This is a genomic window from Ferdinandcohnia sp. QZ13 (genome assembly GCF_031324165.1).
Classification (GTDB): Bacteria; Bacillota; Bacilli; order Bacillales; family Bacillaceae_L; genus Ferdinandcohnia.
On record NZ_JAVIVW010000015.1, the window covers coordinates 672,462 to 696,477 of the forward strand.

The 24,016-nt window shown below is 38.0% G+C and carries 23 protein-coding genes; 7 read left to right on the forward strand and 16 right to left on the reverse strand.

What is annotated here, in order from left to right; all coding sequences use genetic code 11:
- Nucleotides 1–43: 43 nt before the first annotated feature.
- The 6 genes from pfkA to RGU12_RS17030 all read right to left on the reverse strand — a co-directional run bounded on the left by pfkA (nt 44) and on the right by RGU12_RS17030 (nt 9,092).
- Complete coding sequence (gene pfkA, locus RGU12_RS17005; RefSeq protein WP_309537115.1) at nt 44–1,003, reverse strand: 6-phosphofructokinase; 960 nt, start codon at nt 1,001–1,003, stop codon at nt 44–46.
- Between the two features lie 283 nt (nt 1,004–1,286).
- Nucleotides 1,287–2,267, reverse strand: a complete 981-nt coding sequence (gene accA / locus RGU12_RS17010; RefSeq protein ID WP_116351741.1) for an acetyl-CoA carboxylase carboxyl transferase subunit alpha — start codon at nt 2,265–2,267, stop codon at nt 1,287–1,289.
- Nucleotides 2,261–3,124 (reverse strand): acetyl-CoA carboxylase, carboxyltransferase subunit beta, encoded by an 864-nt coding sequence (gene accD, locus RGU12_RS17015; protein WP_309537116.1) that lies wholly within the window; start codon nt 3,122–3,124, stop codon nt 2,261–2,263. Before accD ends, accA begins: the two co-directional genes overlap by 7 nt.
- A 541-nt stretch (nt 3,125–3,665) precedes the next feature.
- Nucleotides 3,666–4,274 carry a FadR/GntR family transcriptional regulator gene (locus RGU12_RS17020; protein ID WP_309537117.1) on the reverse strand — a complete coding sequence of 203 codons (609 nt, stop codon included), beginning with the start codon at nt 4,272–4,274 and terminating at the stop codon, nt 3,666–3,668.
- 18 nt (nt 4,275–4,292) lie between these two features.
- Entirely contained in the window at nt 4,293–5,522 is a 1,230-nt protein-coding gene (gene ystJ / locus RGU12_RS17025) for an NADP-dependent malic enzyme (protein WP_309537118.1), read from the reverse strand.
- A gap of 207 nt (nt 5,523–5,729) precedes the next feature.
- On the reverse strand, nt 5,730–9,092 hold the full coding sequence (locus tag RGU12_RS17030; RefSeq protein ID WP_309537119.1) for a DNA polymerase III subunit alpha: 3,363 nt from the start codon (nt 9,090–9,092) through the stop codon (nt 5,730–5,732).
- 156 nt (nt 9,093–9,248) lie between these two features.
- Here RGU12_RS17030 and ytrH point away from each other — a divergent pair, with 156 nt between their 5' ends.
- The 3 genes from ytrH (at nt 9,249) to RGU12_RS17045 (ending at nt 10,551) form a co-directional block, all read left to right on the forward strand.
- Nucleotides 9,249–9,587: a sporulation membrane protein YtrH gene (ytrH, locus tag RGU12_RS17035; protein ID WP_116351746.1), complete on the forward strand. Its 339-nt coding sequence runs from the start codon at nt 9,249–9,251 to the stop codon at nt 9,585–9,587.
- Nucleotides 9,587–10,090 (forward strand): sporulation membrane protein YtrI, encoded by a 504-nt coding sequence (ytrI, locus tag RGU12_RS17040; RefSeq protein ID WP_309537120.1) that lies wholly within the window; start codon nt 9,587–9,589, stop codon nt 10,088–10,090. Before ytrH ends, ytrI begins: the two co-directional genes overlap by 1 nt.
- A 272-nt stretch (nt 10,091–10,362) precedes the next feature.
- Nucleotides 10,363–10,551, forward strand: coding sequence for a YtzJ family protein (locus tag RGU12_RS17045; protein ID WP_309537121.1), 189 nt, complete (start codon nt 10,363–10,365; stop codon nt 10,549–10,551).
- A 29-nt stretch (nt 10,552–10,580) separates the two neighbouring features.
- On the opposite strand, the gene RGU12_RS17050 is transcribed toward RGU12_RS17045, so the two are convergent.
- Entirely contained in the window at nt 10,581–11,522 is a 942-nt protein-coding gene (locus RGU12_RS17050; RefSeq protein ID WP_309537122.1) for a DHH family phosphoesterase, read from the reverse strand.
- A 129-nt stretch (nt 11,523–11,651) separates the two neighbouring features.
- On the opposite strand from RGU12_RS17050, the gene RGU12_RS17055 reads away from it, so the two are divergent.
- Nucleotides 11,652–11,948 carry a YtpI family protein gene (locus tag RGU12_RS17055; protein ID WP_309537124.1) on the forward strand — a complete coding sequence of 99 codons (297 nt, stop codon included), beginning with the start codon at nt 11,652–11,654 and terminating at the stop codon, nt 11,946–11,948.
- A 316-nt stretch (nt 11,949–12,264) separates the two neighbouring features.
- Here RGU12_RS17055 and RGU12_RS17060 read toward each other — a convergent pair whose 3' ends face one another.
- The 3 genes from RGU12_RS17060 to RGU12_RS17070 form a co-directional block, all read right to left on the reverse strand.
- Nucleotides 12,265–13,575 carry a DRTGG domain-containing protein gene (locus tag RGU12_RS17060; protein ID WP_309537125.1) on the reverse strand — a complete coding sequence of 437 codons (1,311 nt, stop codon included), beginning with the start codon at nt 13,573–13,575 and terminating at the stop codon, nt 12,265–12,267.
- A 277-nt stretch (nt 13,576–13,852) separates the two neighbouring features.
- Nucleotides 13,853–14,095, reverse strand: coding sequence for a hypothetical protein (locus RGU12_RS17065; protein WP_309537126.1), 243 nt, complete (start codon nt 14,093–14,095; stop codon nt 13,853–13,855).
- Between the two features lie 83 nt (nt 14,096–14,178).
- Nucleotides 14,179–14,862, reverse strand: coding sequence for a metal-dependent hydrolase (locus tag RGU12_RS17070; protein ID WP_309537127.1), 684 nt, complete (start codon nt 14,860–14,862; stop codon nt 14,179–14,181).
- A gap of 206 nt (nt 14,863–15,068) precedes the next feature.
- Here RGU12_RS17070 and RGU12_RS17075 point away from each other — a divergent pair, with 206 nt between their 5' ends.
- Complete coding sequence (locus RGU12_RS17075; protein ID WP_309537128.1) at nt 15,069–16,163, forward strand: M24 family metallopeptidase; 1,095 nt, start codon at nt 15,069–15,071, stop codon at nt 16,161–16,163.
- Nucleotides 16,164–16,412: 249 nt separating this feature from the next.
- Here the strand turns inward: RGU12_RS17075 and RGU12_RS17080 are convergent, their stop codons facing one another.
- Both RGU12_RS17080 and ald read right to left on the reverse strand, forming a co-directional pair.
- Complete coding sequence (locus RGU12_RS17080) at nt 16,413–17,150, reverse strand: hypothetical protein (RefSeq protein WP_309537129.1); 738 nt, start codon at nt 17,148–17,150, stop codon at nt 16,413–16,415.
- A 145-nt stretch (nt 17,151–17,295) separates the two neighbouring features.
- The gene (ald, locus tag RGU12_RS17085) at nt 17,296–18,417 is read right to left on the reverse strand and encodes an alanine dehydrogenase (protein WP_309537130.1); all 1,122 of its coding nucleotides are present in this window, start codon (nt 18,415–18,417) and stop codon (nt 17,296–17,298) included.
- 216 nt (nt 18,418–18,633) lie between these two features.
- Between ald and RGU12_RS17090 the strand changes: the two genes are divergently transcribed.
- Nucleotides 18,634–19,083: a universal stress protein gene (locus tag RGU12_RS17090; RefSeq protein WP_116351757.1), complete on the forward strand. Its 450-nt coding sequence runs from the start codon at nt 18,634–18,636 to the stop codon at nt 19,081–19,083.
- Nucleotides 19,084–19,459: 376 nt separating this feature from the next.
- On the opposite strand, the gene argH is transcribed toward RGU12_RS17090, so the two are convergent.
- On the reverse strand, nt 19,460–20,836 hold the full coding sequence (argH, locus tag RGU12_RS17095; RefSeq protein WP_309537131.1) for an argininosuccinate lyase: 1,377 nt from the start codon (nt 20,834–20,836) through the stop codon (nt 19,460–19,462).
- A complete protein-coding gene (locus RGU12_RS17100; protein ID WP_116351759.1) occupies nt 20,833–22,041 on the reverse strand; it encodes an argininosuccinate synthase in 1,209 nt (402 codons plus the stop codon). Before RGU12_RS17100 ends, argH begins: the two co-directional genes overlap by 4 nt.
- Before the next feature lie 183 nt (nt 22,042–22,224).
- Between RGU12_RS17100 and RGU12_RS17105 the strand changes: the two genes are divergently transcribed.
- Nucleotides 22,225–22,539, forward strand: a complete 315-nt coding sequence (locus RGU12_RS17105) for a hypothetical protein (protein WP_309537132.1) — start codon at nt 22,225–22,227, stop codon at nt 22,537–22,539.
- 20 nt (nt 22,540–22,559) lie between these two features.
- Here the strand turns inward: RGU12_RS17105 and RGU12_RS17110 are convergent, their stop codons facing one another.
- Complete coding sequence (locus tag RGU12_RS17110; RefSeq protein WP_309537133.1) at nt 22,560–23,081, reverse strand: MogA/MoaB family molybdenum cofactor biosynthesis protein; 522 nt, start codon at nt 23,079–23,081, stop codon at nt 22,560–22,562.
- 3 nt (nt 23,082–23,084) lie between these two features.
- Nucleotides 23,085–23,918: an EcsC family protein gene (locus RGU12_RS17115; RefSeq protein WP_309537134.1), complete on the reverse strand. Its 834-nt coding sequence runs from the start codon at nt 23,916–23,918 to the stop codon at nt 23,085–23,087.
- Nucleotides 23,919–24,016: the final 98 nt, after the last annotated feature.

Genomic DNA, 24,016 nt, shown 5'->3' on the forward strand with positions numbered 1-24,016 from the left:
GCGATTAGCAACACTTCCTCAGTGAATTATACAGAAATCCTTATTAAATTGATAGTTCTTGCGACAGGTTATACATTTTTTCGTCAACTGTATGTTTACGATCTAAGATTTCCATTATATCATGGTCTACTAATTGGTTTTTTTGAATTCCAACCGCTCTTCCACCTTTTCCTTCCAGCAAGAGCTCAACAGCTTTTGCTCCAAGGCGGCTAGCTAATACACGGTCAGTTGCAGTTGGTGAACCACCACGTTGAATATGTCCAAGTACACTTACTCTCGTTTCAAAACTTGTCGCTTCTTGAATCTTGTTCCCGATTTCCACACCGCTGCCTACACCTTCAGCTACTACAATAATACTATGTTTCTTACCACGTTCATGACCTCGGTTAAGCTTTGCAACAACTTCATTCATGTCATGATCAACTTCAGGAATTAAGATTGTTTCAGCACCCCCGGCCAATCCTGCCCATAATGCAAGATCGCCAGCATGTCTACCCATTACTTCAATTACATATGTACGTTCATGAGAAGTTGCTGTATCCCTAATCTTATCAATTGCATCAATAACTGTATTTAATGCTGTGTCAAAACCGATTGTAAAATCAGTACCAGGGATGTCATTGTCAATTGTACCTGGGACACCCACACATGGGAAACCAAGTTCCGTTAATTTTTGGGCACCACGGTATGAACCGTCACCGCCTATTACAACTAAGCCTTCAATCCCTAATTTATTGAGTTGTTCAATACCTTGTTTACGACCTTCCTCTGTCTTGAATTCCAAACATCGTGCCGTATAAAGCATTGTACCACCACGATGGATGATGTCACCAACATCCCCAATTTCTAACTTTTTAATCTGTCCACTAATAAGCCCGGCATATCCCTGATAAATTCCATATACTTCAACATCATGAAAAATCGCTTTACGTACTACAGCACGAATTGCAGCGTTCATACCAGGTGAATCCCCGCCACTTGTTAAAACACCTATTCTTTTCATTTTTCCACCTCTATGTAAAAAATAATCGTGAACTTATTTTTCGGTATGCTTTTACTATTCTTTCGCAATATGTATAAAATAACACTAATATATAAGTAAAACAAGTTATGAAAACGTATTAAATAAAGAAAAAAGTGTGAAATCTGCCGAAAAAACAAAAAATAAAAGGAATTTTAGCGAGGGCAATTCGCAAATCATATATACAAAAAAGATTTTCATTTTTTTGAAAATAAAACAAAGTAAAACGTGCCCTACACTTTGTGTTAGATGCACGTCTACTTTTTTACTGAACTCCGATATACTCTTCTTCAGCTATTTTAAATTGGCCGATCTTTTTGTATTTTTGATAGCGGTGCTGAATTAACTCATCGTTATTTAATTTACGCAATTCTTTTAATGATTTTAATAGAACTGTATCAATGGAAGCTGCTTGCTCTGCAACATCTTTATGAGCACCGCCTCTAATTTCAGGAATAATTTCATCTACAATTCCTAGTTCTTTTAAGTCTGGCGCAGTAATCTTCATAGACTCTGCAGCTTTTTTCGCAAGTCCAGCGTCTTTCCAAAGCAATGCAGCTGCACCTTCGGGAGAAATAACAGAATACGTAGAGTTTTCAAGCATATGGATGTGATTTCCAACACCTAATGCAAGAGCTCCGCCACTTCCACCTTCTCCAATAACGATACAAATAACAGGAACAGTTAAGCTTGCCATTTCAAAAAGATTTTTGGCAATCGCCTCACTTTGTCCACGTTCTTCTGCTGCTTTACCTGGATATGCCCCCTTCGTATCAATGAAACAAATAATTGGACGTCGAAATTTTTCAGCCTGTTTCATTAAACGAAGTGCTTTCCGATATCCTTCAGGATGCGGCATACCAAAGTTTCTTTTAATATTTTCTTTCGTGTCCTTACCACGTTGATGGCCAATAACGGTTACTGCTAATCCATGGTATTTAGCCACGCCACCGACAATGGCAGCATCGTCACCGTAAAATCGATCACCATGACATTCGAAAAAGTTTGTAAAAATACGTTCAATATAATCAAGGGTTGTTGGTCTCTCGGGATGACGCGCGATTTGCACACGGTCCCATGGTTTTAAATGAGTATAGATATCATTTTCTAGTTTTTGAAGTCTTGATTCAAGTTTAGAAATTTCATCAGATAGATCCACATTTGAATCACTTGTAAATTCTTTTAACTCAGCAATCTTCTTTTTCAATTCCACAACTGGCTTCTCAAATTCTAGTTCTCCTACCAATTCACCGCACCCCCGTTCATATGAATGTCTACAATATTTGCCAATGTATTTTTTAATTCATGACGGTGGATAACTGCATCCAATTGACCATGTTTTAATAAAAACTCAGCTGTTTGGAAATCATCTGGAAGTTCTTCGCGGATGGTTTGCTCAATAATCCTTCTTCCAGCAAAACCTATTAACGCACCTGGCTCTGCAAAATTAAAATCTCCTAAGGAAGCAAAGCTTGCAGATACACCACCTGTTGTTGGGTGAGTCATAATTGAAATAATCAGCCCACCTTGATCACTAAAGAGCTTTAAGGCCGAACTCGTTTTAGCCATTTGCATTAAACTAAGTACACCTTCTTGCATTCTTGCTCCACCTGAAGCTGTGAAAATCAGAAATGGAACTTTTTCTTCCATTGCCTTTTCAATCGCTCTCGTAATCTTTTCACCAACAACAGAACCCATACTTCCCATTCGGAAACTTGAATCCATAATTGCTAAAATAACTCGATTACCTTCAATTGTACCTTCACCAGTAACAACGGCTTCATTGATTCCTGTTTTAACTTGATCCTTCTTTAGCTTTTCCAGATAGTCTGGAAATCCAAGTGGATTTTCAGATACCATATCATGATTGAACTCAACGAAAGATCCTTCATCAAGTAAGCTCTCGACTCTTTCATAAGCTGTCATTTGATAATGATAGCCACAGTTCATACAAACCTTATCGTTTTTCAATAGTTCCTTTGTATACATGATTTTTTTACAGTTTGGACATTTGCTCATAATTCCTTCTGGAACATCTTGTCTTGCCTGCTCTGAAGGGATTGAAGCATATTTTTTCTTCTTTACAAAAAAGTCTTTTAACAAAATAAACCTCCTCACACATTTCAATAGAAATGGCTTCTTCGTTGAAATTTATCGCCTTAGTGATTATGATTTTAGGCTATTTTCGCAAACATTGTTGTTTTTACCACAATTGATTTCAGCTGTAGGTGACGTTTTCCGCGGGCGTGGCTTGAGCCTCCTCAGGCATACACGATGTAGGACACGAAGCCGTTGCCACAGGACGTGGCGTTTTTATGCTTCGTTCTACTGTTCGCTCCTGTGGGGTCTCAAGTCTCACGCTTTTCCCGAAGGACTTTGGATTTCTTCCTTGAAATAACCCACGCACGAAGAAAATGTGAATGCATTTTCGAGGAGTCGCCACCTTCCGCTTCAATCAATATTTTTGTTTTATCCAAAAGCAACAATCTTTTAGAAAAGAGCCTAATTTTAAGACAAAAAGTTGAGTAACGAAAAAAAGGAAAATCTCTATCTTCCTTCGTTGCCAAAAAAGCATGTACTTATACTTTACTGAATGTCTTCTTTATTTTTTGTAGGAATATGTCAATAAAAGCACGACAAATTCCTACAAAGTGATTTTTTCGTAGGCAGATAAAGCTTTTTCCACATCTCTTTTACTTAGTGCGTCAACTAACTCATCAAAACCTTCTTTGTTTATTTCATGTGTCTGTTCCTCATAAATGAACTTCACATATTCATTAATAACGACCCAAATGCGGAGTAAAAGTCGATTACCTGTCGCTTCGGCAATTGTTTTAAAAAGGTATTCCTCGGGATCTTCAACATCCCATATGGTCCTTTTTAATTCTGTAATCGTTTGATCGTTTATTTGATGACACGCTAATTCAATACAGGATTTTTCGAGAGTTTGTTTCGTTTCGAGGAGATCGTCTTTTGTTTTATCTCCTTGGATAATAAAGGTACCCAGTAAATGAATCAACTGGTGATCCCCGAAATCCTTTAAGAAGGTACCTTCACCCCTTCTTGTCTCAATTAGTCCTAATAATTCTAGCGACCTTAAGGCTTCTCTTACAGAGGAACGCCCCACATTAAGACGGTCAGAAAGCTCTCGTTCGGAAGGGATTTTATCCCCAGTGGAAAGTCCATCATCTTGAATGATGGACCTAATTTGTTTCACAATTTCAATATAAACCTTCGAACTTTGGGATGTCATTTTATATCATCCATTCAATTATTCAATTATGGCTAAACTTCTTGTCTTCTCCGCAACTTCTTCCGGATTTACAGTGATTCTTGCTACCCCTGTTTCCATTGCTGCCTTTGCAACACTTGCTGCAACTGCGGGAGCAACACGCGGATCAAATGGTGCAGGGATGACGTACTCAGGTCGAAGCTCCTCGGAAGTTATCAATGATGCAATTGCTTCAACAGCTGCAATTTTCATTTGTTCATTTATATGTGTCGCTCTAGCATCTAAAGCCCCTCTAAAAATCCCTGGGAATGCAAGTACATTGTTTACTTGGTTTGGAAAATCAGATCTTCCTGTTCCAACAACCTTAGCACCTGCTTCTAACGCTACATCTGGCATGATTTCAGGATTAGGATTTGCCATAGCAAAGATAATTGGGTCTTGATTCATCGTTTTAACCATATCTGCTGTTAAAGCACCTTCAACAGACACTCCTATAAAGACATCCGCATCCTGGAGGGCATCTGCAAGAGAGCCTTCAACGCGATTACGATTTGTATATTTTGCTACTTCTGCTTTTACATCATTCATACCAAAGGTACGTCCCTCATAAATCGCACCTCTAGAGTCGCACATAATAATGTCACGAACACCATAGCGGTATAAAAGCTTAATAATAGCAATACCTGCAGCACCTGCTCCGTTTGCAACCACTTTTATTTCTGACATTTTCTTTCCAACAAGCTTTAATGCATTCACTAGTCCTGCTACTGTAACAATCGCGGTACCGTGTTGATCATCATGAAAAACCGGAATATTGGCCTCTTTTTTAAGACGCTCCTCAATGACAAAGCAATTTGGAGCAGCGATATCCTCTAAGTTGACTCCACCAAAAGTTGGCTCTAATAATTTTACAGTTTCCACAATCTTGTCAACATCTGTTGTATTCAAACAAATTGGAAATGCATCTACACCTGCAAAGCTCTTAAACAATACAGCCTTTCCTTCCATTACCGGAAGTGCAGCTTCTGGACCAATGTTTCCTAAGCCAAGGACTGCTGTCCCGTCAGAAACAACAGCTACCATATTCCCCTTCATTGTGTATTCATACACTTTGGACTTATCATCGTAAATAGCCTTACATGGTTCAGCTACACCTGGTGAGTAGGCTAAACTTAAATCCTTTGCATTTCTTACTGGAATTTTTGATTTTGATTCAAGCTTTCCCTTATGAATTTGATGAATATGTAGAGCTTCTTCTCTTAGAGTCATTTCCTTTTTTTCACTCCTTGTTATAAAGAAAACTTGGCAGCCATAAATATTGGCACCAGTTAAAGTCATAAAAGCAGTTAAAACATGTCCAACTTTTTTCATGAAAACTAGTAAATTAGAATTTCCTTTTACACGAATGATCAGTGGTATGACCACTTCGCTTTTCTATTACAATATAACATATATGCTATTCCTGTAAAGAGTTTGTTATTGGAACACCACATTTTTTGGCCCCATTAATTTCGTAACTTCGGTTAAAAATTTTGGATTAGGGCTGATCCAAAGTTCATGTTGAAGTTGAATTGTTTTTTGGGATTCCTCGTAATATAAAACAACAGGTGTTTCCCCTGGATATTCTCTTAACAGTTCTTTTAAATTGATAAAAACTTGATCTACTTGGTGACTTTTTTCCATCCTTATAAACAGTTTCTTTTCTTCTTCGGGTATATCGCCTTGTTCAGGTAAAGCCTCGGTTTGATTGATGATTAGCTGTAGTTGATTATTCCGATTTTCAATCTTCCCTTTTAATAATAATAACGCCTCATTTTTTAAAAGCTTTCCTGACTGAGTATACGTTCTTGGAAAGGCAACACCTTCTAATTCACCTGTTTCATCACTTATTGTCAAAAAGGCCATTACTTCACCTTTTTTTGTGCGTATCGTCCTCTCTTTTGTGATGAATCCACCTATCACAACGTTTTGATGTAGATAGCGGGAAGCATCCGAAATCGCGATTGCTCTGTTTTTCTTTAAATATGTCGCATAGGCTGAAATAGGATGACTTGATAAATAAAAACCAAGTGCTTCTTTTTCAAAACGGAGTTTTTCCATTTCCTTAAAAGGTTCAACTTCAACATATTTTGGTTTAAGTCCAAAATCGTCATCAAAAGACATCTCAAACTGATTTTCATCATCCTTTGGTCGAACGAGTTCTGCATGTTCGATTGCCACATCTAAAGTAGCTAACAGAGTGGCCCGATGTTCCCCAAATTCATCAAAGGCTCCAGAACAAATTAACGCTTCTATGGTTCGACGGTTTATGCTTCTCATCGAAGTCCTCACACAGAAATCAAACAGGTCTGAAAATGGCTTAGCCTTGCGAGTTTCAATAATATCTTTTAACGCGGCAACTCCTACGCTTTTTATCCCTGCCAAACTCAATCGAATCGCCTGTTTCTCAACAATAAATGGATAATAGCTTCTATTAATTGAAGGCGGTAGAACGGTAATCCCCTTTTGTTTTGATTCACGAATATATTGTCCTAACTTGTCATCATTCCCAATGACACTCGTAAGTAATGCAGCCATAAAATAGAGTGGATAGTTGGCTTTTAAATAAGCTAGCTGATATGCAATCATACTGTAGGCAACAGCATGGCTTCGGTTAAAACCATAATTAGCAAATCTAACAATTAAATCATAAATTTCATTTGCTGTTATTTCTGTATAGCCTTTCTTTAAACTGCCTTGTATAAAATGCTCCCGCTCCTTATCAAGAACCTCTTTCTTCTTTTTACTTACAGCTCTCCTTAAAAGATCAGCCTCACCTAAACTAAATCCAGCCATTTTTGAGGCAATCTGCATGATTTGTTCCTGATACACAATAACGCCATATGTCATTTGTAGGATTGGTTTTAAGTCGGAGTGTGGGTATTCGACTGCTTCTTTTCCATGTTTACGTGCAATATACAATGGGATGTTTTCCATAGGACCAGGTCTGTACAATGCATTTACAGCCACGATGTCTTCCAGGGCATTCGGCTGTAGTCGCGCTAAAACACTCCTCATTCCGCTTGACTCTAGCTGAAAAACTCCCGTTGTATCTCCCTTACTTAACAACGCAAATGTTTTCGGATCATCTAATGGAATAGTCGATAGGTCAATACTCTTTCCAGTCCCGCGCTTGATCATTGACCTGATATTATCGATTAGTGTCAAATTTCGTAGCCCAAGAAAGTCCATTTTTAAGAGGCCTATTTCCTCAAGTATATCCATCGGAAATTGTGTCAAATATACGTCATTATGCCCCTCTTGAATAGCGATTAAATCAGTCAACGGTTGCTCACTGATAACAACCCCAGCAGCATGTGTAGAAGTGTGTCTTGGCAGGCCTTCAATTTTTTTAGCTGTTTCAAAGATTTTACGCCCGATTTCAATGTTTTGAATATAATCCCGTAACCCTTGGGATTCTTCATACGCTTGTTGTAGGGTTATTCCAAGCTTACTAGGAACTTGTTTGGCAAGAAAATCCGCTTCCTTAGGAGAAATTCCCATTACTCTTCCAACATCCCGAAGTGCAGCTCTTGCAGCCAATGTTCCAAACGTAATGATTTGCGCGACATGAAGGCTTCCGTATTTTTTCGATACATATTCAATCATTTCATCTCGTCGGTTATCAGGAAAGTCAATATCAATATCTGGCATGGATATTCTTTCGGGGTTTAAGAATCGTTCAAATAATAGCTGGTGTTCTAATGGATCAACATCCGTAATATAAAGAACATATGCGACTAATGAGCCGGCTGCTGACCCCCTCCCTGGTCCCGTCACAATACCATTTTCATGAGCATACTTCATAAAATCCCAAACAATTAAAAAATAATCACTAAAATTCATATTTTTGATGACTTGAAGCTCATATTCGAGTCTTTCAAATTGTTCATCAGAAGGATTTTGATACCTTTCTTTCAGTCCGTTAAGACAGATTCGCGATAGATAGTCCTCTGCCGATTCTTGAGCCGGAACCGGGTATTTAGGTAGTGCAAATTTACCAAATTCTATTTCAACATGACACTGTCCAGCAATGTGTATTGTATTTTCAAGAACCTCTGGAGTGTCAGAAAAAAGCTCGGTCATTTGTGAAGGAGATTTTAAATAATATTCCTTGCTTGGTAGAACGGCTCGATCATCATCTGCAAGCTTAGTTCCATTTTTAATCGATAATAAGCATTCGTGAGCAAATGAATCTTCTTGCTCTATGTATTGAACGTTATTTGTAGCAACCAATGGTATTTTTAGTTCTTTACTTATTGCGAAAAGGTTTTTGTTGATTTCCACATTTTCTCGCAAGCCATGGTCCTGCACAGATAAATAAAAGTTCTCTTGTTCAAAAATATTCTTATAAGAAATAGACCGCTTTATAGCTTCCTCGTAATTTCCATTCTTTAAACTTTGCTCAATGTCCCCTTTAAGACCAGGCGATATACCAATTAACCCCTCGCGATATTGGGATAACCATCTTCTTGGGATTCCTTCTTTTGATTTGGTCTGGATAGCACTACTAATTTTTAATAGATTTTGATATCCTTTGTTGTTTTTCGCGAGTAATACTACAGGATAAGCAATGTGCTCATCCTCCGACAACACGGAGGCAGTCATTCCTATGATTGGCCTGATTCCACGCTTCCTGCATTCTTTATAAAAAGCTATTGCACCATACATTACATTTTCATCGGTTAACGCCAATGCTTTAAGCCCAAGGTTGCTCGCTTTTTCAACCAATGCTTCTATTTTTGCAGCACTCGATAAAAGGCTGTAGGCGCTTTGAACCTGTAGATGAACAAAAGGCAATGAAATCCCACCTCTTTCTTGATTCGTTCTATTGAATACTTCAATTATAGTCCTATTTATGAAACAAGCAAAACAAAACTCATAGTTTGTACGGTTTGTCCATATACATGTATTAAATCATTATAAAAATATCAATAACAAAAAGAGGGTGTCCAAATGGAAATAAAAGATGCTTTTATGCCTGCATTTATTCATAGCTTTTTTATTGCGCTCGGGGTTCTTTTAGGTGGATCGTTAATCGGGGGGCTCGGTGCCTTTATGTCAGGTCAAGCACCTTTATCTGAAATCTATTCGGTGGCAAGCAAGTTAAAAATTTGGGCACTTGTTGCTGCAATTGGTGGGACTTTCGATACCTTTTATAGCTTTGAAAAGGGGATTTTTCTTGGACAAACAAAAGATGTCTTTAAGCAATTTCTCCTAATTGTCTCAGCAATGGGAGGAGCTCAGTTCGGGTGGAGAATTATTGAGTGGTTCACACAGGAGCATATCACCTAATGAGAGTCCCGCCTTATCATCAAAAACCGGGATGGCAACGATTTTTTGCTGGTATTGTAATCGGCGCACTATTAAGTTGGTTCATCTTTTTGTTTCAGTTTGGGGTGTTGCAGGATAATCAGATTCGAAAGATTACACAACAGGAAGATGAAATTAAAGAGCTAAAAAAAAGTAAGGATATTCTTATTGAAGATGTGAAAAAATTAAACGAAGATAACAAAAACAAACTCAAAATTCAAGACTTTAAGGTGGATTTTGTAAATAAAAAGAAGTTTGATATTAGTTCACTCAATCTTCATCATATGAAAACCGCTGTCATTGAGGATCTTAACACCTTAATTGGACAGGATATTCAAACTGTATCCCAAAACAAAGAGCTTCTTTTTAGGACAATTGAAAATAGTGTTTATGAACTGGACGATAAAAAATATAGACTCAAAATTCACACCGTCTTTTTTGATACTACACTCGAAATCACACTCTATATCGAACTAGTTAAATAAGAAAAGCGCTGACAGAAGGCGCTTCTTGCCTCCCGAGCGATAGGCTTATGACCAGAGAGCCAATGGCGCCTGGAGCTAGCAACGAAAACTACGTAAAAAATTTTATACTTTCTTATCTTTAAACGAAGCCTCCATTTTAGGAGGCTTTTATTCGTTATCAAGTGAACATTTTGTTACAGACACATTAAAATTTTTGGAAAATTTTAAAAATATGTAGCATTTTTGAGCAGAAATGAAATAAAATGTAATTAAAACGCACAAGGAGGGAAAATATGTATATTAACCGCAGAAAACTTTTAAATGAGAAAATGACACATTTAAAAAATGGGTACTCCGCTTACGCAGAATCCCCAGATGTCATCAATGCGCTAAAGAAAGAAATACAAGCACTAAACCTTAATGTTCTTGAAGAGGTAACGGATTTAGGCTCTTGGTTCATCCCCATAAAGGTAGAAAACTAAAAGAAAAGTCGCATGCAAATGGAGCGGCTTTATTTTTTTAGTCTGCAAACCTCCTGCAAATCAGCAATAACCTGTTCTACCTCATCCCATGAATAGATGGTAGCTCCTGATGCGAGGGGATGCCCACCACCATTGTACTTTTTGGCAACCTCGTTTATTACCGGTCCTTTTGAGCGTAAGCGAACACGAATTTGATCCTTTTCCTCTACGAAAAACACCCACGTCTTGAGATTTTCGATATTTCCTAAATTACTTACAAGCTGCGATGCTTCATCAGGTGTTACATTGTATTTTTTCAAAATATCATTTGTAATTGTCATCCAGCCCACACCATCTTCAGTAACCTTGTAATTCTGATAAACATACCCACTTAGACGAGCGACTTGTTCCTTTATTTTATACAAATTTTCGTAAACTAATGGAAAATCAAAGCCATATTCAAGTAATTCTCCTGCATATGTAAATGTTTTTGGATTTGTATTTGGAAATAAAAATCGACCGGTGTCTCCGACCATTCCAGCAAATAGAAGTTTCGCAGCCTCCTGTGAAAGTGTAAAACCCTGATTTTCCCCTTGGAGGTAGAGCTCATAAATCAATTCACTGCAGGAGCTTGCATTTGTATCAACCCATAGAAGGTCTCCATATGGGTCTTCATTTGGATGATGATCAATTTTAATTAGCTTTCTGCCTTGTTTGTAGCGCTGATCTGAAATCCGCCCCTGATTTGCAGTATCACAAACAATCACTAGAGCGTCTTTATAGGTTTCATCAGATATCTTATCCATTTCTTTTAGAAAGAGTAATGAGGGTTCATCCTCGCCAACGACAAAAACGTTTTTAGTCGGATAGGAAGCTGTCAAGATTTCAGCTAAACCACATTGTGACCCATAAGCATCCGGATCCGGCCTTACATGGCGATGAATGATAATTGTCTCAAATTCTCTTATTGCTTTTAGAATCTCTTGAATCATTTCAACTCTCCTTATTGAATACCATTTTGTTCTCTCTTTTCTTCACGAAGTTTCCACATTCTATTCACTAGCATTTTAGATTCGTTCTAGTTACAATAGGAATAGCAATCTAGAATTGGAGGAAGCTTTATGAAGATACTTGTTTTTTTCATCATATTTGCACTTATGTTTTATTTTTATTATAAGACAAAATACTTTCGCACAAGACGTCCAGTTGAAAAACAATGGCTTTCTGCGAAGTCGAGTATGGCACTCGGACTATTTGTTGCCTTTTTCGGTTTAAATGCTTACTTTGTTCATCCTTCTACAATCTCATATGTAATTGGTACCATCCTTATCATTGTTGGTGGCGGAAGCACATGGGCAGGATTCCGTGCCTATAAGCATTATCAACCATTAGTGATAAAAGAAGCAGAACAACAGTAAGAAAGAAAAAGGACGCCTTAGCGTCTCTTTTTTTTCCTTACATAAAATTTCTTAAAAGATTGTTGCTATTGGATAAAACAAAACCATTTTGATTGAAGCGGAAGGTGGCGACTCCTCGAAAATGCATTCACATTTTCTTCGTGCGTGGGTTATTTCAAGGAAGAAATCCAAAGTCCTGCGGGAAAAGCGTGAGACTTGAGACCCCACAGGAGCGATTAGCGACGAGGAGGCTCAAGCCACGCCCGCTGAAAGCGTCCACCTACAGTGGAAATCAATTTTGCTCAATAACATCAAAGTTTGAACCTAAATAAACAATCTATCTTTCAATTAATTGTGCCATCATCATTGCCTTTCCAACAACGACTCCACCATTGAAAACTTCAACATCGACTTTACCAAATCGTCTACCAACCTCTAAAACTCGAGGATGAATTTCCATCATACTATCAATTTGAACAGGCTTCATAAAATAAACCGTCATATTTTCAATAACAAGGTCACCTTTTTTAAAGGATTTAAGTACCCTATTGGCAGCCTCTGTGACAATTGTTGTAAACACACCGTAGGAAATGGTCCCCAAGTAATTTGTCATTTGTGGAGTAACTTCACATTGATAAATAGACTCTCCATCAGCAGAAATATCCACGAGTTGATTTGTGACAATATCATCAATTGTTTCCCCTACCTGTGGTTGACGACCTATCATCTGAAGGGCTTTTAATACATCCTGACGACTAATGATTCCTTGCAATCGATTTGACTGATTGACGACCGGTAGCATTTCAATTCCTTCCCATACCATCATATGTGAGACAGATGCAACAGATGTTTTTCCATTCACCGTCATTGGGTTTTTTGTCATCACTTTTTCAATTGGCATTTGTGGGTCCTGTCCCATGATGTCCTTTGCAGTCACCATACCAACTACCTTTGATTGGTTATCAATTACAGGATAGCGTCCGTGCCCTGTTTCAGTATTGTGTTCATACCATTTCTCAACTTTATCCGAAAGGTGAAGACTAACCGTCTCAGTTTCCGGTGTTAAAATATCCTCAACTAATACAATCTCTTTTTTTATGAGCTGATCATAAATGGCACGATTAATCATTGTAGCAACCGTAAAGGTATCATAGCTACTGGAGATAATAGGTAGCTGTAGTTCATCAGCAAGTTTTTTTACTTGTTCATCCGTGTCAAAGCCACCTGTAATCAGTACAGCAGCACCTGCATTTAACGCATATTCATGTGCCTTTGTACGGTTACCAACAATCAATAGGTTTCCAGCACCCGTATAACGCATCATTGCCTCAAGCTTCATAGCACCGATGACAAATTTATTTAATGTTTTGTGAAGACCCGCTTTTCCCCCAAGCACTTGTCCATCGACAATGTTCACAACTTCAGCGAAGGTGAGTTTTTCAATGTTTTCCTTCTTCTTTCGTTCAATTCGAATTGTCCCTACACGTTCGATCGTGCTAACATATCCCTTATTTTCTGCATCCTTGATTGCACGGTAAGCCGTCCCCTCGCTCACCTTCATATCCTTGGCAATTTGTCGAACTGAAATTTTCTCACCAATCGGAAGTGTGTCAATATACTGTAATATTTGCTCATGCTTTGTCGCCAAGCTCTTCACCCTCTAATAATCATTCTTTTATCTATTTCCGTTATTTTCTTATCTTTATTATACGGGTGAAGCACGCTTTATTCAATTTTATATAGAAATCAAATACGCCTCAGCGTATTTGCGCCCGATTTTAGGCACACGAGGTGGGTCACAAAGACGTTGCCACAGGATGTGGCGTTGTTAGTCTTTGATCTTACTCCTGAAAATCTTCTTTTGAAAAATCGTGGCATCCGCCGGAGGCTAATTACTAACATCAATCAGCTTAGGCTGATTGATGTTAGTAATTCCGCATTCTTTGTCGACGTTTTGCTGACGCACCTTGTGGATTTGCCATTTTTTGAGAAGTTTTAGGATTATACAATAAACCAATTAGATTTCCACTGACTACAATCAAAGCAAAAACGAGCCACGAAATCGCAAAAATACCTTCTAAGCCTTCTGCACCTATTGATAAACGTGGTACCCCATAGTATAGTAAAACACCACAAAGCAGTAAACATAGTAATAATCTATTATGCATACCATTTCCTCCTTTACCTATGCTTGTATTATTCTATGAGGCAAGCATAGAAAAAAGACTGATCCTCACGCCTTTATTTCGCTCTATAATTCAATTGAATCTCCTGCTGATAAAACTTTTCCTTCACTTGAGGTAAGTCTTGAGACAAAATCATTGGCATCCTGCTGAATAACCGGGAAAGTATTATAGTGAATTGGAACAATTGTTTTTGCTTTTAACCACTCCGCTGCGATTAAAGCATCATCTGGTCCCATTGTAAAATTATCCCCTATTGGCAAGAAGGCAACATCAATGTCGTTAAGTTCGCCAATTAACTTCATGTCATAAAACAATGCAGTGTCTCCTGCATGATAAATGGTCTTTCCTTCAGCCGTAAACAAGATGCCTCCTGGCATACCTGTATATACAAACTCCTTCTTCTCAGGAATTTCTACGCTTGAACCGTGAAAGGCCAGAGTATACTTCACCTTCCCGAAATCAAATTGGTGCGCACCACCAATATGCATTGGATGCACCTTCAATCCCTGCCATCCTAAATAAACAGCAAGTTCATTTGGTGCAACCACCAAGCTTGAGTTACGCTTAGCAAGGTCTACAGTGTCCCCAACATGATCTCCATGTCCATGTGTGAGTAAAATGACATCGACTTTTTCTTCCGCTGAGTTTAAGTCTGTATGTGGGTTACCTGTAATAAACGGGTCAATTATGATTGTCTTACCACTCGTTTCAATTTTTACGACAGAATGTCCATGATACGATACCTTCATATGGATCTCTCCTTCCAGAATTGTATGTAGAAACCATATTATATTACTTCTTTTTTCATGCGTACTTTCCCTCTTTTTTTATACCCTTTTCCTAATTAAAACAAACCCTGAATTATTTTTACTATGAAGTTCTCCTCCTTTCTCTTTAACCAACAAAGTGCTAAAATTGAACAGTGTTCTTTATTATTCAAAAGGATGTGTTACATATGAATCAACGATTACAACAGTTATCTAGTTGGTTAAAGGAAAAAGACATTACGTGTAGTTTCATTACGTCTACTCCAAATGTATTTTACTTAACAAATTTTTATACAGACCCACATGAAAGACTTCTTGGTTTATTTGTCTTTCAAGATGAAGAGCCTATTTTAATTTGTCCTAATATGGAACTTGCTCAAGCACGTAATGCAGGCTGGCAATATGAAATCATCGGATTTAGTGATACAGATAATCCATGGGAGCTAATCCAAAATTCTCTCTCAAAACGAAATGTAAATGTATCCACATTGGCCCTTGAAAAAGAGCATTTAACCGTTGAGCGATTTGAGCAGATTCAAAAATTATTCCCTTCCACCTCATTTGTATCTGCTGAAGAAAAATTACATACGTTACGTATGATTAAAGAAGAACAAGAGGTATCTATTCTCCAAGAAGCAGCTAAGCTTGCTGATTATGGAGTAGAAGTTGGGGTAGAAGCCATTGCTGAAGGAAAAACAGAACTAGATGTGTTAGCAACAATCGAATTTGAATTAAAGAAAAAAGGAATCCGTCAAATGTCCTTTGATACCATGGTATTAACAGGTCTAAAAACAGCTGCACCACACGGGAAACCTGGTCTTGAAACGATCAAAAAAGGGGATTTTGTCCTATTTGATTTAGGTGTAGTTCTAGATGGATATTGTTCAGACATTACCAGAACGGTTGCTGTTGGTGAGATTTCAGATCAACAACGTGAGGTTTATAACACCGTATTAAAAGCTCAATTAGCAGCTGTTGATGCATGTCAACCAGGAACAAGAGTAGGAGATATCGACGTGGCAGCACGTTCCATTATTTCAAATGCTGGATATGGGGAATATTTCACACATCGAATAGGTCACGGGCTTGGAATTGATGTTCATGAATTCCCATCCATGAATGAAACAAATGATATGCTTTTACAAAAAGGAATGGTATTTACCATTGAACCAGGAATTTATGTTCCAGAAATCGGTGGTGTCCGGATTGAAGATGATATGATCATCACCACTGATGGTGCTAAAACATTAACTAATTTCCCAAAAGAACTCATTACGAAATAAATATGAAAGGACCCCTTGGGGTCCTTTTCAGACTGTTGACAAACGCTCGCATACTTCGTTGCTTGCCTCTCTCGTCCGCTCATGAAGGCAACTTCTATTCGCGTCTTCGATCGGCTGCGTGCCTTGTCTGACAAGCGTTTTCAAGACAGTCTGGGGAGAGTAATTTACATCTAGATATCCTGTAAAAAACGTGTAGACAAAGTCAGTAATGACTTTGTCTACACTCTGAAAGGACCCATTGGGGTCCTTTTAATTAAATGCATTCTCTTCCTCTTCAAATTTTGAACAAAGGTATTCAAACAGCTTATGGTTAAAATTATCCTGATTACGCACATAATCAAATAAAATATTATATTGCTCTTTATTATCCTGCAACCCATTTAACACCTTAAAAAACAATTCCTTTTGTTCCGAGATGGTATTTACGATTTCCAGATCTTTCTCATCTTTTTCTTCAAATCGTTTTGAAATTGTTTCGTTTTTCACCTCATGGTTTTTTAAGGCAGCGATGATTTGGTCAAATTGATCCTTCACGAGATTCATATTCTCAGAGACTTTTTTGTTAAAGACTTCTTGATTTTGAACAATGCGTCCTAAAATCTCAAGCTGGTCTTTATGGTCCACTTGCTGCTTAGCTGCTGTTTCATTGTATTTTTCCTGTTTCTTCATAAAGCCAACAAATACCTCCAATAAATTTTTCTGTTCGCTCATATTCTTTGAGAGCTTTTCCTCCTTCATCCTTTGCTTCTGTTCATGATCAAAAAATTGATGTTGAAATCCCTTTTGTTCCTCCGCTAACTTCTTAATTAATTCTTCATTGCTTTTTATATATTCTTTAATGGTTTCATTGTATTTTTCCTGTAACTTTATATGTTCAGATACAAAATTCGAATAATAGGTCGATTGATTCAGATTTTCTGTTTCGGAAGACGTTGGTCGGTGAACATAGGGTGCTAATGATCCATTATAAAAAACGGATGAACCCATACTTGTGCACTCCTTTACTCCTTTAGTAGACGTATGACTCACTACATACTTTTCTTTATCTTATTTTTATGCATAAAGAATGGTGACAATGATTAGATACTGGCGAAACTGGAAAAGGATACCTAAAAAGGTACCCTCAGAGTTTTTATCTATTTTCAAAAAGTGTTTTTTCATCTGAATAGGAGGTTCCGTGTGCTTCTGCAACCGCTTTGTAGGTTACATATCCATCTAGTGTATTGATTCCTTGGAACAAAGCATCATTTTCCAAACAAGCTTTCTTGAATCCTTTATTCGCGATCATCAGTGCATACGGAACAGTTACATTTGTTAATGCAAAAGTTGAAGTGCGTGGTACTGCTCCAGGCATGTTCGCAACGGCATAGTGGACAACATCATGTTTGATATAGGTTGGATTATCATGTGTTGTAATTTTGTCCGTGGTTTCAAAAATCCCACCTTGGTCTATTGCAATATCTACGACTACAGAACCTGGTGCCATTGATTTAATCATTTCTTCCGTTACAAGTTTTGGAGCCTTTGCTCCCGGAATGAGTACTGCTCCGATTACAAGATCGGATTCCTTCACAGCTTCTGCAATAGTAAGTGGGTTTGACATAAGTGTTGTTACATCTGCGCCAAAAATGTCATCAAGCTGGCGGAGACGGTCTGGATTTAAATCGATAACCGTTACCTGTGCTCCAAGACCCACTGCCATCTTAGCAGCATTCGTACCTGCAACTCCACCACCGATGATCGTCACATTACCACGATGTACTCCAGGTACTCCAGCTAGTAAAATACCTTTGCCACCATGTGGCTTCTCTAAAAATTGGGCGCCGATTTGCGTTGCCATCCTTCCCGCAACCTCACTCATTGGTGTTAGTAATGGAAGGGAACCATTTGGTAACTGTACTGTCTCATAAGCAAGTCCAATTACTTTTTTCTTAACAAGAGCCTTTGTTAATTCAGGCTCTGCAGCTAAATGTAAATACGTAAATAAGAGTAAATTGTCACGGAAATATTGAAACTCCTCTGGCAGTGGTTCTTTTACCTTCATGACCATTTCCGCCCGCCATGCTTCACTTGGTGTATTCACTATCATTGCCCCTGCATCGGCATATTGTTGATCTGTAAAACCAGATCCTGCTCCAGCGTTGGTTTCTATATAGACTTCATGGCCGTAGTTTACAAGACTTACAACACCAGCCGGCGTCATTGCAACGCGGTTTTCGTTATTTTTTATCTCCCGAGGTACACCAATACGCATGTAAAAACACTCCTCTAATTATGGTCAACAATCCATTTTCCTTAAAATTACAAATCCTATTATAACAATTTTGAAAACACTTACACAACTGTCTTTTTCTTTCTGATAATCCATCGAAAAGTTCAATTTTTATACAATTTATTTTCCTTTCTAAATGATATGCAGTGCTATAATAATAGTAGATAGACTATATCTATATTTAGGGGGGGCATTTAAATGCTAGTTTCCTATAAAAAAGTCCTTGTTGCTGTTGATGGTTCAAAGGAAGCTGAATGGGCTTTTAAAAAAGCAATCGATGTTTGTAAGCGGTACCATTCAGAGTTGATTATTACTCATGTGATTGACTTAAAACAATTTGCAACAATCGGTGCATACCAGCTAAACCTAACAGAGGAATCTGAAAAATTCGGAAAAGAATTGCTGAAACGGTATGAGCAAATGGCGGAAGAAGCAGGTATTGAAGATATAGACACAATATTAGAATATGGATCTCCTAAAATAAAAATTGCAAAGGAAATTGCTCCAAAGCATCAAGTTGATTTAATCATTTGTGGTGCGACTGGTCTTAACGCAGTCGAAAGGTTCCTATTAGGCAGTGTTTCTGAAAACATTACACGTTATGCAAAATGTGATGTCATGGTTGTTCGAACAGAAAAGGATCTTTAGGATGGGCTGACTTGCAAACTTTGTTGTTTTTGGATAAGATTGTGCCAATTAAAATAGTAATAATTGACCTTCCTGAGATTTAAGTGGATGGTACGAGACCCTCGAAAATACTAGCATTTTCTTCGTGCGGTGTAGATTCAAGGAAGCAAACTCAACGTCCTACGGGAATAGCGAGCCAAGTGAGACCAAATAATGTTCGAAGCCTAAGAGCGCCACGTCCTGTGGCAACGGCTTCGTGACCTACATCGTGTAGGCCTGAGGAGCCTTGCGGATCGCCTGCGGAAAGCGAGTACCAGGAGCGGAAAATACCCTATGTTATAAAAGCAAAAATCTTTTAGAAATGAGCCTTAAGATATAACAAAAAAATCGTGAACAATCACGATTTTTTTGTTTGTTTTATTTTTTGTAAAACCTTGTATACTTCATCAAATCCTGTTCCTCCTGCACTCTTACGACGCGCTACAGCAGTTGCAGGTAATAACACTTCATAAATGTCTTCTTCAAAGAGTGCAGATGACTCTTTGAACACTTCAAGCGGTAAATCTCCTAAGAAGACGCCACGTTCAATACAAGTTAACACTAACTTCCCAACCACTTCATGAGCTTCTCTAAACGGTAGTCCCTTTGAAGCTAAGTAATCCGCAAGCTCTGTGGCATTTGAGAAATCCTTTTTAACAGCTGTTGCCATCACTTCTTTTTTCACCTTCATAGTTGACACCATTCCAGCAAAAATCTTCAAGGATCCTTTTACCGTCTTCACAGTATCAAACATGCCTTCTTTGTCCTCTTGCATATCTTTGTTATACGCTAGTGGTGTTCCTTTAAGGACAGTTAATAAGCCAAAAAGATTTCCATAAACCCTTCCTGTTTTACCACGGATCAGTTCTGCCATATCGGGGTTTTTCTTTTGCGGCATAATGCTGCTTCCCGTTGCAAAAGTATCATCCATCTCAATAAAATTAAATTCCTGAGAAGACCATAGAATTAACTCTTCGCAAAAACGTGAAAGGTGCATCATAATCATTGAACTATTGCTTAAAAACTCAACGATAAAATCTCGATTACTCACGGCATCGATACTATTTTCATAGATTTTTTCAAAGCCTAATAGCTCTGCAGTGTAGTAACGGTCAATAGGAAAAGTAGTTCCTGCTAAGGCTCCCGCTCCTAATGGAGACATATTGATTCTTTTTAACGAGTCCACTAAACGTTCTTTATCGCGTTCAAGCATCCAATAATAGGCCAACAAATGATGGGCAAATGAAATCGGCTGTGCCCTCTGTAAATGTGTATATCCGGGTGCTATTGTTTCAACATGTTGTTCTGCTTGTTGCACGATTGCGCCCTGAAGTTCTTCAACGACCTCAATGATATCATTGACTTGTTGTCGTAAGTATAAATGCATATCTGTTGCAACCTGGTCATTTCTACTTCGCCCTGTATGAAGTTTGCCACCGACCTGCCCAATCTCGTCAATAAGCATTTTTTCAATATTTAAATGAATATCTTCATTTGCAACAGAATATTCCAATTCACCATTTTTAGCTTTTACTAATAAGGTAAGTAACCCTGACTTAATGGTTTCTGTTTCTTCCGTTGAAAGTATTCCGCATTTACCTAGCATGGTAACATGGGCAATGCTTCCTTCAATATCTTCCTTCACCAGTTCCTGATCGAAGGAGATAGATGCACCGAACTCATCTACCCATCCTTCCGCACTTTTGGTGAATCTTCCTCCCCAAAGCTTTTTCATACTTCTACCTTCTTGCTATTATTTACGATACTATTCACCTTTGTTGGTAAGCCCCATAATGAAATGAAACCAACCGCAGCATTATGATCGAATTCATCATCTGAAGTATATGTCGCAAGCTTTTCATCGTACAAGGAATTATCAGATTTACGTCCTTCAACAATTGCATGACCTTTAAAAAGTTTTACACGAACTGTTCCATTTACATTTTTTTGTGTTTCTTTTAAGAAACCTAGTAATGCATCCTTTAGTGGTGAGAACCATAGTCCGTTGTAAATTAATTCAGTTAGCTTTTGCTCAATAACTGGTTTGAAATGTGCTACTTCTTTTACAAGGGTAAGATCTTCGAGTTCCTTATGTGCAGTAATTAATGTCATTGCACCCGGGCACTCATATACTTCACGGGATTTAATCCCGACAAGACGGTTTTCCACATGGTCGATACGACCAACCCCGTGTTTTCCAGCAATTTGGTTTAATTCAAGAATTAGTTCTGATAATGGGTATTGCTGACCATTGATTGTTTTTGGTACACCTTGTTCAAAACCAATTTCAATAATGTCAGGTGTGTTTGGCGATTCTTCGAGAGACACTGTTAATTCATATGCTTCTTCTGGTGGAGCAGCCCACGGATCTTCTAAAATTCCACACTCATTACTGCGTCCCCAAAGGTTTTGGTCAATTGAAAATGGGCTATCTAAGTTAATTGGAATCGGAATATTATGTTGTTTCGCATATTCGATTTCCTCTTCACGTGACCAGCTCCATTCACGAACTGGTGCTAAAACTTCAAGGTCTGGATTTAATGCCTTAATTGAAACTTCAAAACGAACTTGGTCATTTCCTTTTCCAGTACAACCATGTGCAACTGCAACTGCATTTTCTTCTTGCGCAACTTCAACCAGCTTTTTCGCGATTAGCGGACGAGATAATGCTGATACTAACGGATATTTTCCTTCGTAAAGTGTATGTGCTTGTAAAGCTGCAAGCGCAAATTCATTTGCAAATTCTTCCTTTGCATCAATGACGTATGAAGATACAGCACCGACTGTAATTGCTTTTTCTTTAATAAAGCCTAAGTCCTTCCCTTCACCCACATCTAAACAACAAGCTACGACATCATAACCTTGCTCCTGTAACCATTTAACAGCAACACTTGTATCAAGACCACCTGAATAGGCTAAAACAACTTTCTTTTTGCTCATATATATCTCCCTTTCGAATAATAATTCATACTCTTTTATATTTATACATTTATAATGTATAACTTTAGCAACTCTTTCTACTTTTTTCAATAGCAAAAGAAAAGAAAATAAAAAAACTTTTTTCATAGATAAGAGTCTTCGAGTGATGTAGAATAGGGGCAAGACCTACTAGGAGTGGTAATGATGGGGGATTATTTTCATTTTGATGAACGACTTGGAATTCTTCTTCCTTATTTAGAAAAGGAGTGGGAGGAGTATTCCGAGGAAATCCAACAATATATTTTGTTCCAATGGGAAAAAATCAGGGGCCATATACCTGATCGAATTTTAGAAATTGAAACCGTTATTAATAATAAACAAGAACAGCTCGGCAATGAGCTTGATTTTGTACGTTCCTGTGAACTAAACAACGAAATTTCAGAATGTGCCTCCATCATCAATGATTTATGGATCTGGTACAGAATGAATCAAGGTATATCAAAGCAAATACACCAATAGAAAAAGTCTAATCTCAAAGATTAGACTTTTTTAATATCCTTTTTTATTTCCCTAACAACATGACCAAGTTCAGGTAAGATTAATTTTTTCATCGCAAGCTTTACTGCTCCAGAAGAACCTGGTGTTGAAAAAATCGCCGTATCGTTACTAACACCCGCTATGGCTCTTGAAAGAATAGCTGCCGATCCAATATCCTCCATATAGCTAAGCATTCGAAACAATTCTCCGAACCCGACGATTTCTTTATCTAATAATTTTGAAACTGTCTCAATGGTCACATCACGTTTTGCAATGCCAGTGCCTCCATTTGTTAGAACCACATCAATTTCTTCGTGTTCACAGCCTTCACGTATGGCTCTTTCAATAGAAGCTTCTTCATCCTTCACAATTTTATACTCTAAAACTTTAAAGCCTTTTTCTTCAAGAAGTGTGATCATTAATTGACCACTCTGATCTGTTTCTTTTGTTCTAGTATCACTTATTGTAATGACTTTGCATATGACAGAGGAGGATGTTGTTTGCTTATGTTCTTGGACACTCATATCTTATGACTCCTTTTCCTTCAAGAAACGAAAACGGTAATAATTGTGGGCAAAGTCACTGACCTGTCTTGTTAGTTGATAATTCATTCCTGCACCAATTGCCATGCTAATAAGAGGAATCCCTTGAATCATACGCTTACGTAACACTGAAATCGCGATTGCTTTCACAATATGCTTCAATGGCAATTCAAACCACGTTTCATCAGTTAACTCCTCTGATCCATTGTAAAAATATTGGTTCTGATTGTTCCCATCTGCATCATGAATAAGAGCTTCCCATCCTTGGTAACGCATGCGTTTAGGCAATGTAGCTGCATGAAATACCTTTAATGATGTCATCATTTCATAGGGTGTATTTACTTCATATCCATATGTCATCGCAATTAATTGGACAATGCGAAGATTTAGAATCGTAATCGCTGGTATATCCGTCCCAAGCAACAATAGTCCCCCGGTACCGGACAAGCCTCCGTGGGCAAATGAATAAAGGCGATGCTTTGCTATCTGATTTTCAGTTAGGTATGTAAGCTCGTCAATTGTGAGATTTTTCAAATCCGATATATCATCAATGTCTTGGTTAAAGATTCGTGCTGAGTGAATCAACCGTTCTCTTGCATCCACTTGAAATTGAGAGCCTTGGAGTATCGCATGTAAATGAAACAGCCAATTATCTAGTTTTGAAAAGAACTCGGTCCGGATATTCTCAGGAATAAGACTTAACGAGTTTTCAAGCCATTTGTCATAGGTCATTTCAAAATCTGTTTGTTCATGATGCATTTGGCCTGACCATTTTTCAATTTCTATTAAAACTTGTCGTTCCCGTTCTGTAAAATCCATAATCATCCTCCGTTTCCAACTTTGACTATGTGTATTATATCATAATGTAAAAATAGGTCATAAAAAAGACAAACCCTTTATGAGTTTGTCCTTCCATC

What these genes read in the sequence shown, in the direction of transcription:
- pfkA (WP_309537115.1), bottom strand. Translation starts at nt 1,003, where the DNA reads ATGAAAAGAATAGGTGTTTTAACAAGTGGCGGGGATTCACCTGGTATG.
- RGU12_RS17020 (WP_309537117.1), bottom strand. Translation starts at nt 4,274, where the DNA reads ATGACATCCCAAAGTTCGAAGGTTTATATTGAAATTGTGAAACAAATT.
- ystJ (WP_309537118.1), bottom strand. Translation starts at nt 5,522, where the DNA reads ATGACTCTAAGAGAAGAAGCTCTACATATTCATCAAATTCATAAGGGA.
- ytrH (WP_116351746.1), top strand. Translation starts at nt 9,249, where the DNA reads ATGGAAATAAAAGATGCTTTTATGCCTGCATTTATTCATAGCTTTTTT.
- ytrI (WP_309537120.1), top strand. Translation starts at nt 9,587, where the DNA reads ATGAGAGTCCCGCCTTATCATCAAAAACCGGGATGGCAACGATTTTTT.
- RGU12_RS17045 (WP_309537121.1), top strand. Translation starts at nt 10,363, where the DNA reads ATGTATATTAACCGCAGAAAACTTTTAAATGAGAAAATGACACATTTA.
- RGU12_RS17050 (WP_309537122.1), bottom strand. Translation starts at nt 11,522, where the DNA reads ATGATTCAAGAGATTCTAAAAGCAATAAGAGAATTTGAGACAATTATC.
- RGU12_RS17055 (WP_309537124.1), top strand. Translation starts at nt 11,652, where the DNA reads ATGAAGATACTTGTTTTTTTCATCATATTTGCACTTATGTTTTATTTT.
- RGU12_RS17065 (WP_309537126.1), bottom strand. Translation starts at nt 14,095, where the DNA reads ATGCATAATAGATTATTACTATGTTTACTGCTTTGTGGTGTTTTACTA.
- RGU12_RS17070 (WP_309537127.1), bottom strand. Translation starts at nt 14,862, where the DNA reads ATGAAGGTATCGTATCATGGACATTCTGTCGTAAAAATTGAAACGAGT.
- RGU12_RS17075 (WP_309537128.1), top strand. Translation starts at nt 15,069, where the DNA reads ATGAATCAACGATTACAACAGTTATCTAGTTGGTTAAAGGAAAAAGAC.
- RGU12_RS17080 (WP_309537129.1), bottom strand. Translation starts at nt 17,150, where the DNA reads ATGGGTTCATCCGTTTTTTATAATGGATCATTAGCACCCTATGTTCAC.
- ald (WP_309537130.1), bottom strand. Translation starts at nt 18,417, where the DNA reads ATGCGTATTGGTGTACCTCGGGAGATAAAAAATAACGAAAACCGCGTT.
- RGU12_RS17090 (WP_116351757.1), top strand. Translation starts at nt 18,634, where the DNA reads ATGCTAGTTTCCTATAAAAAAGTCCTTGTTGCTGTTGATGGTTCAAAG.
- argH (WP_309537131.1), bottom strand. Translation starts at nt 20,836, where the DNA reads ATGAAAAAGCTTTGGGGAGGAAGATTCACCAAAAGTGCGGAAGGATGG.
- RGU12_RS17100 (WP_116351759.1), bottom strand. Translation starts at nt 22,041, where the DNA reads ATGAGCAAAAAGAAAGTTGTTTTAGCCTATTCAGGTGGTCTTGATACA.
- RGU12_RS17105 (WP_309537132.1), top strand. Translation starts at nt 22,225, where the DNA reads ATGGGGGATTATTTTCATTTTGATGAACGACTTGGAATTCTTCTTCCT.
- RGU12_RS17110 (WP_309537133.1), bottom strand. Translation starts at nt 23,081, where the DNA reads ATGAGTGTCCAAGAACATAAGCAAACAACATCCTCCTCTGTCATATGC.
- RGU12_RS17115 (WP_309537134.1), bottom strand. Translation starts at nt 23,918, where the DNA reads ATGGATTTTACAGAACGGGAACGACAAGTTTTAATAGAAATTGAAAAA.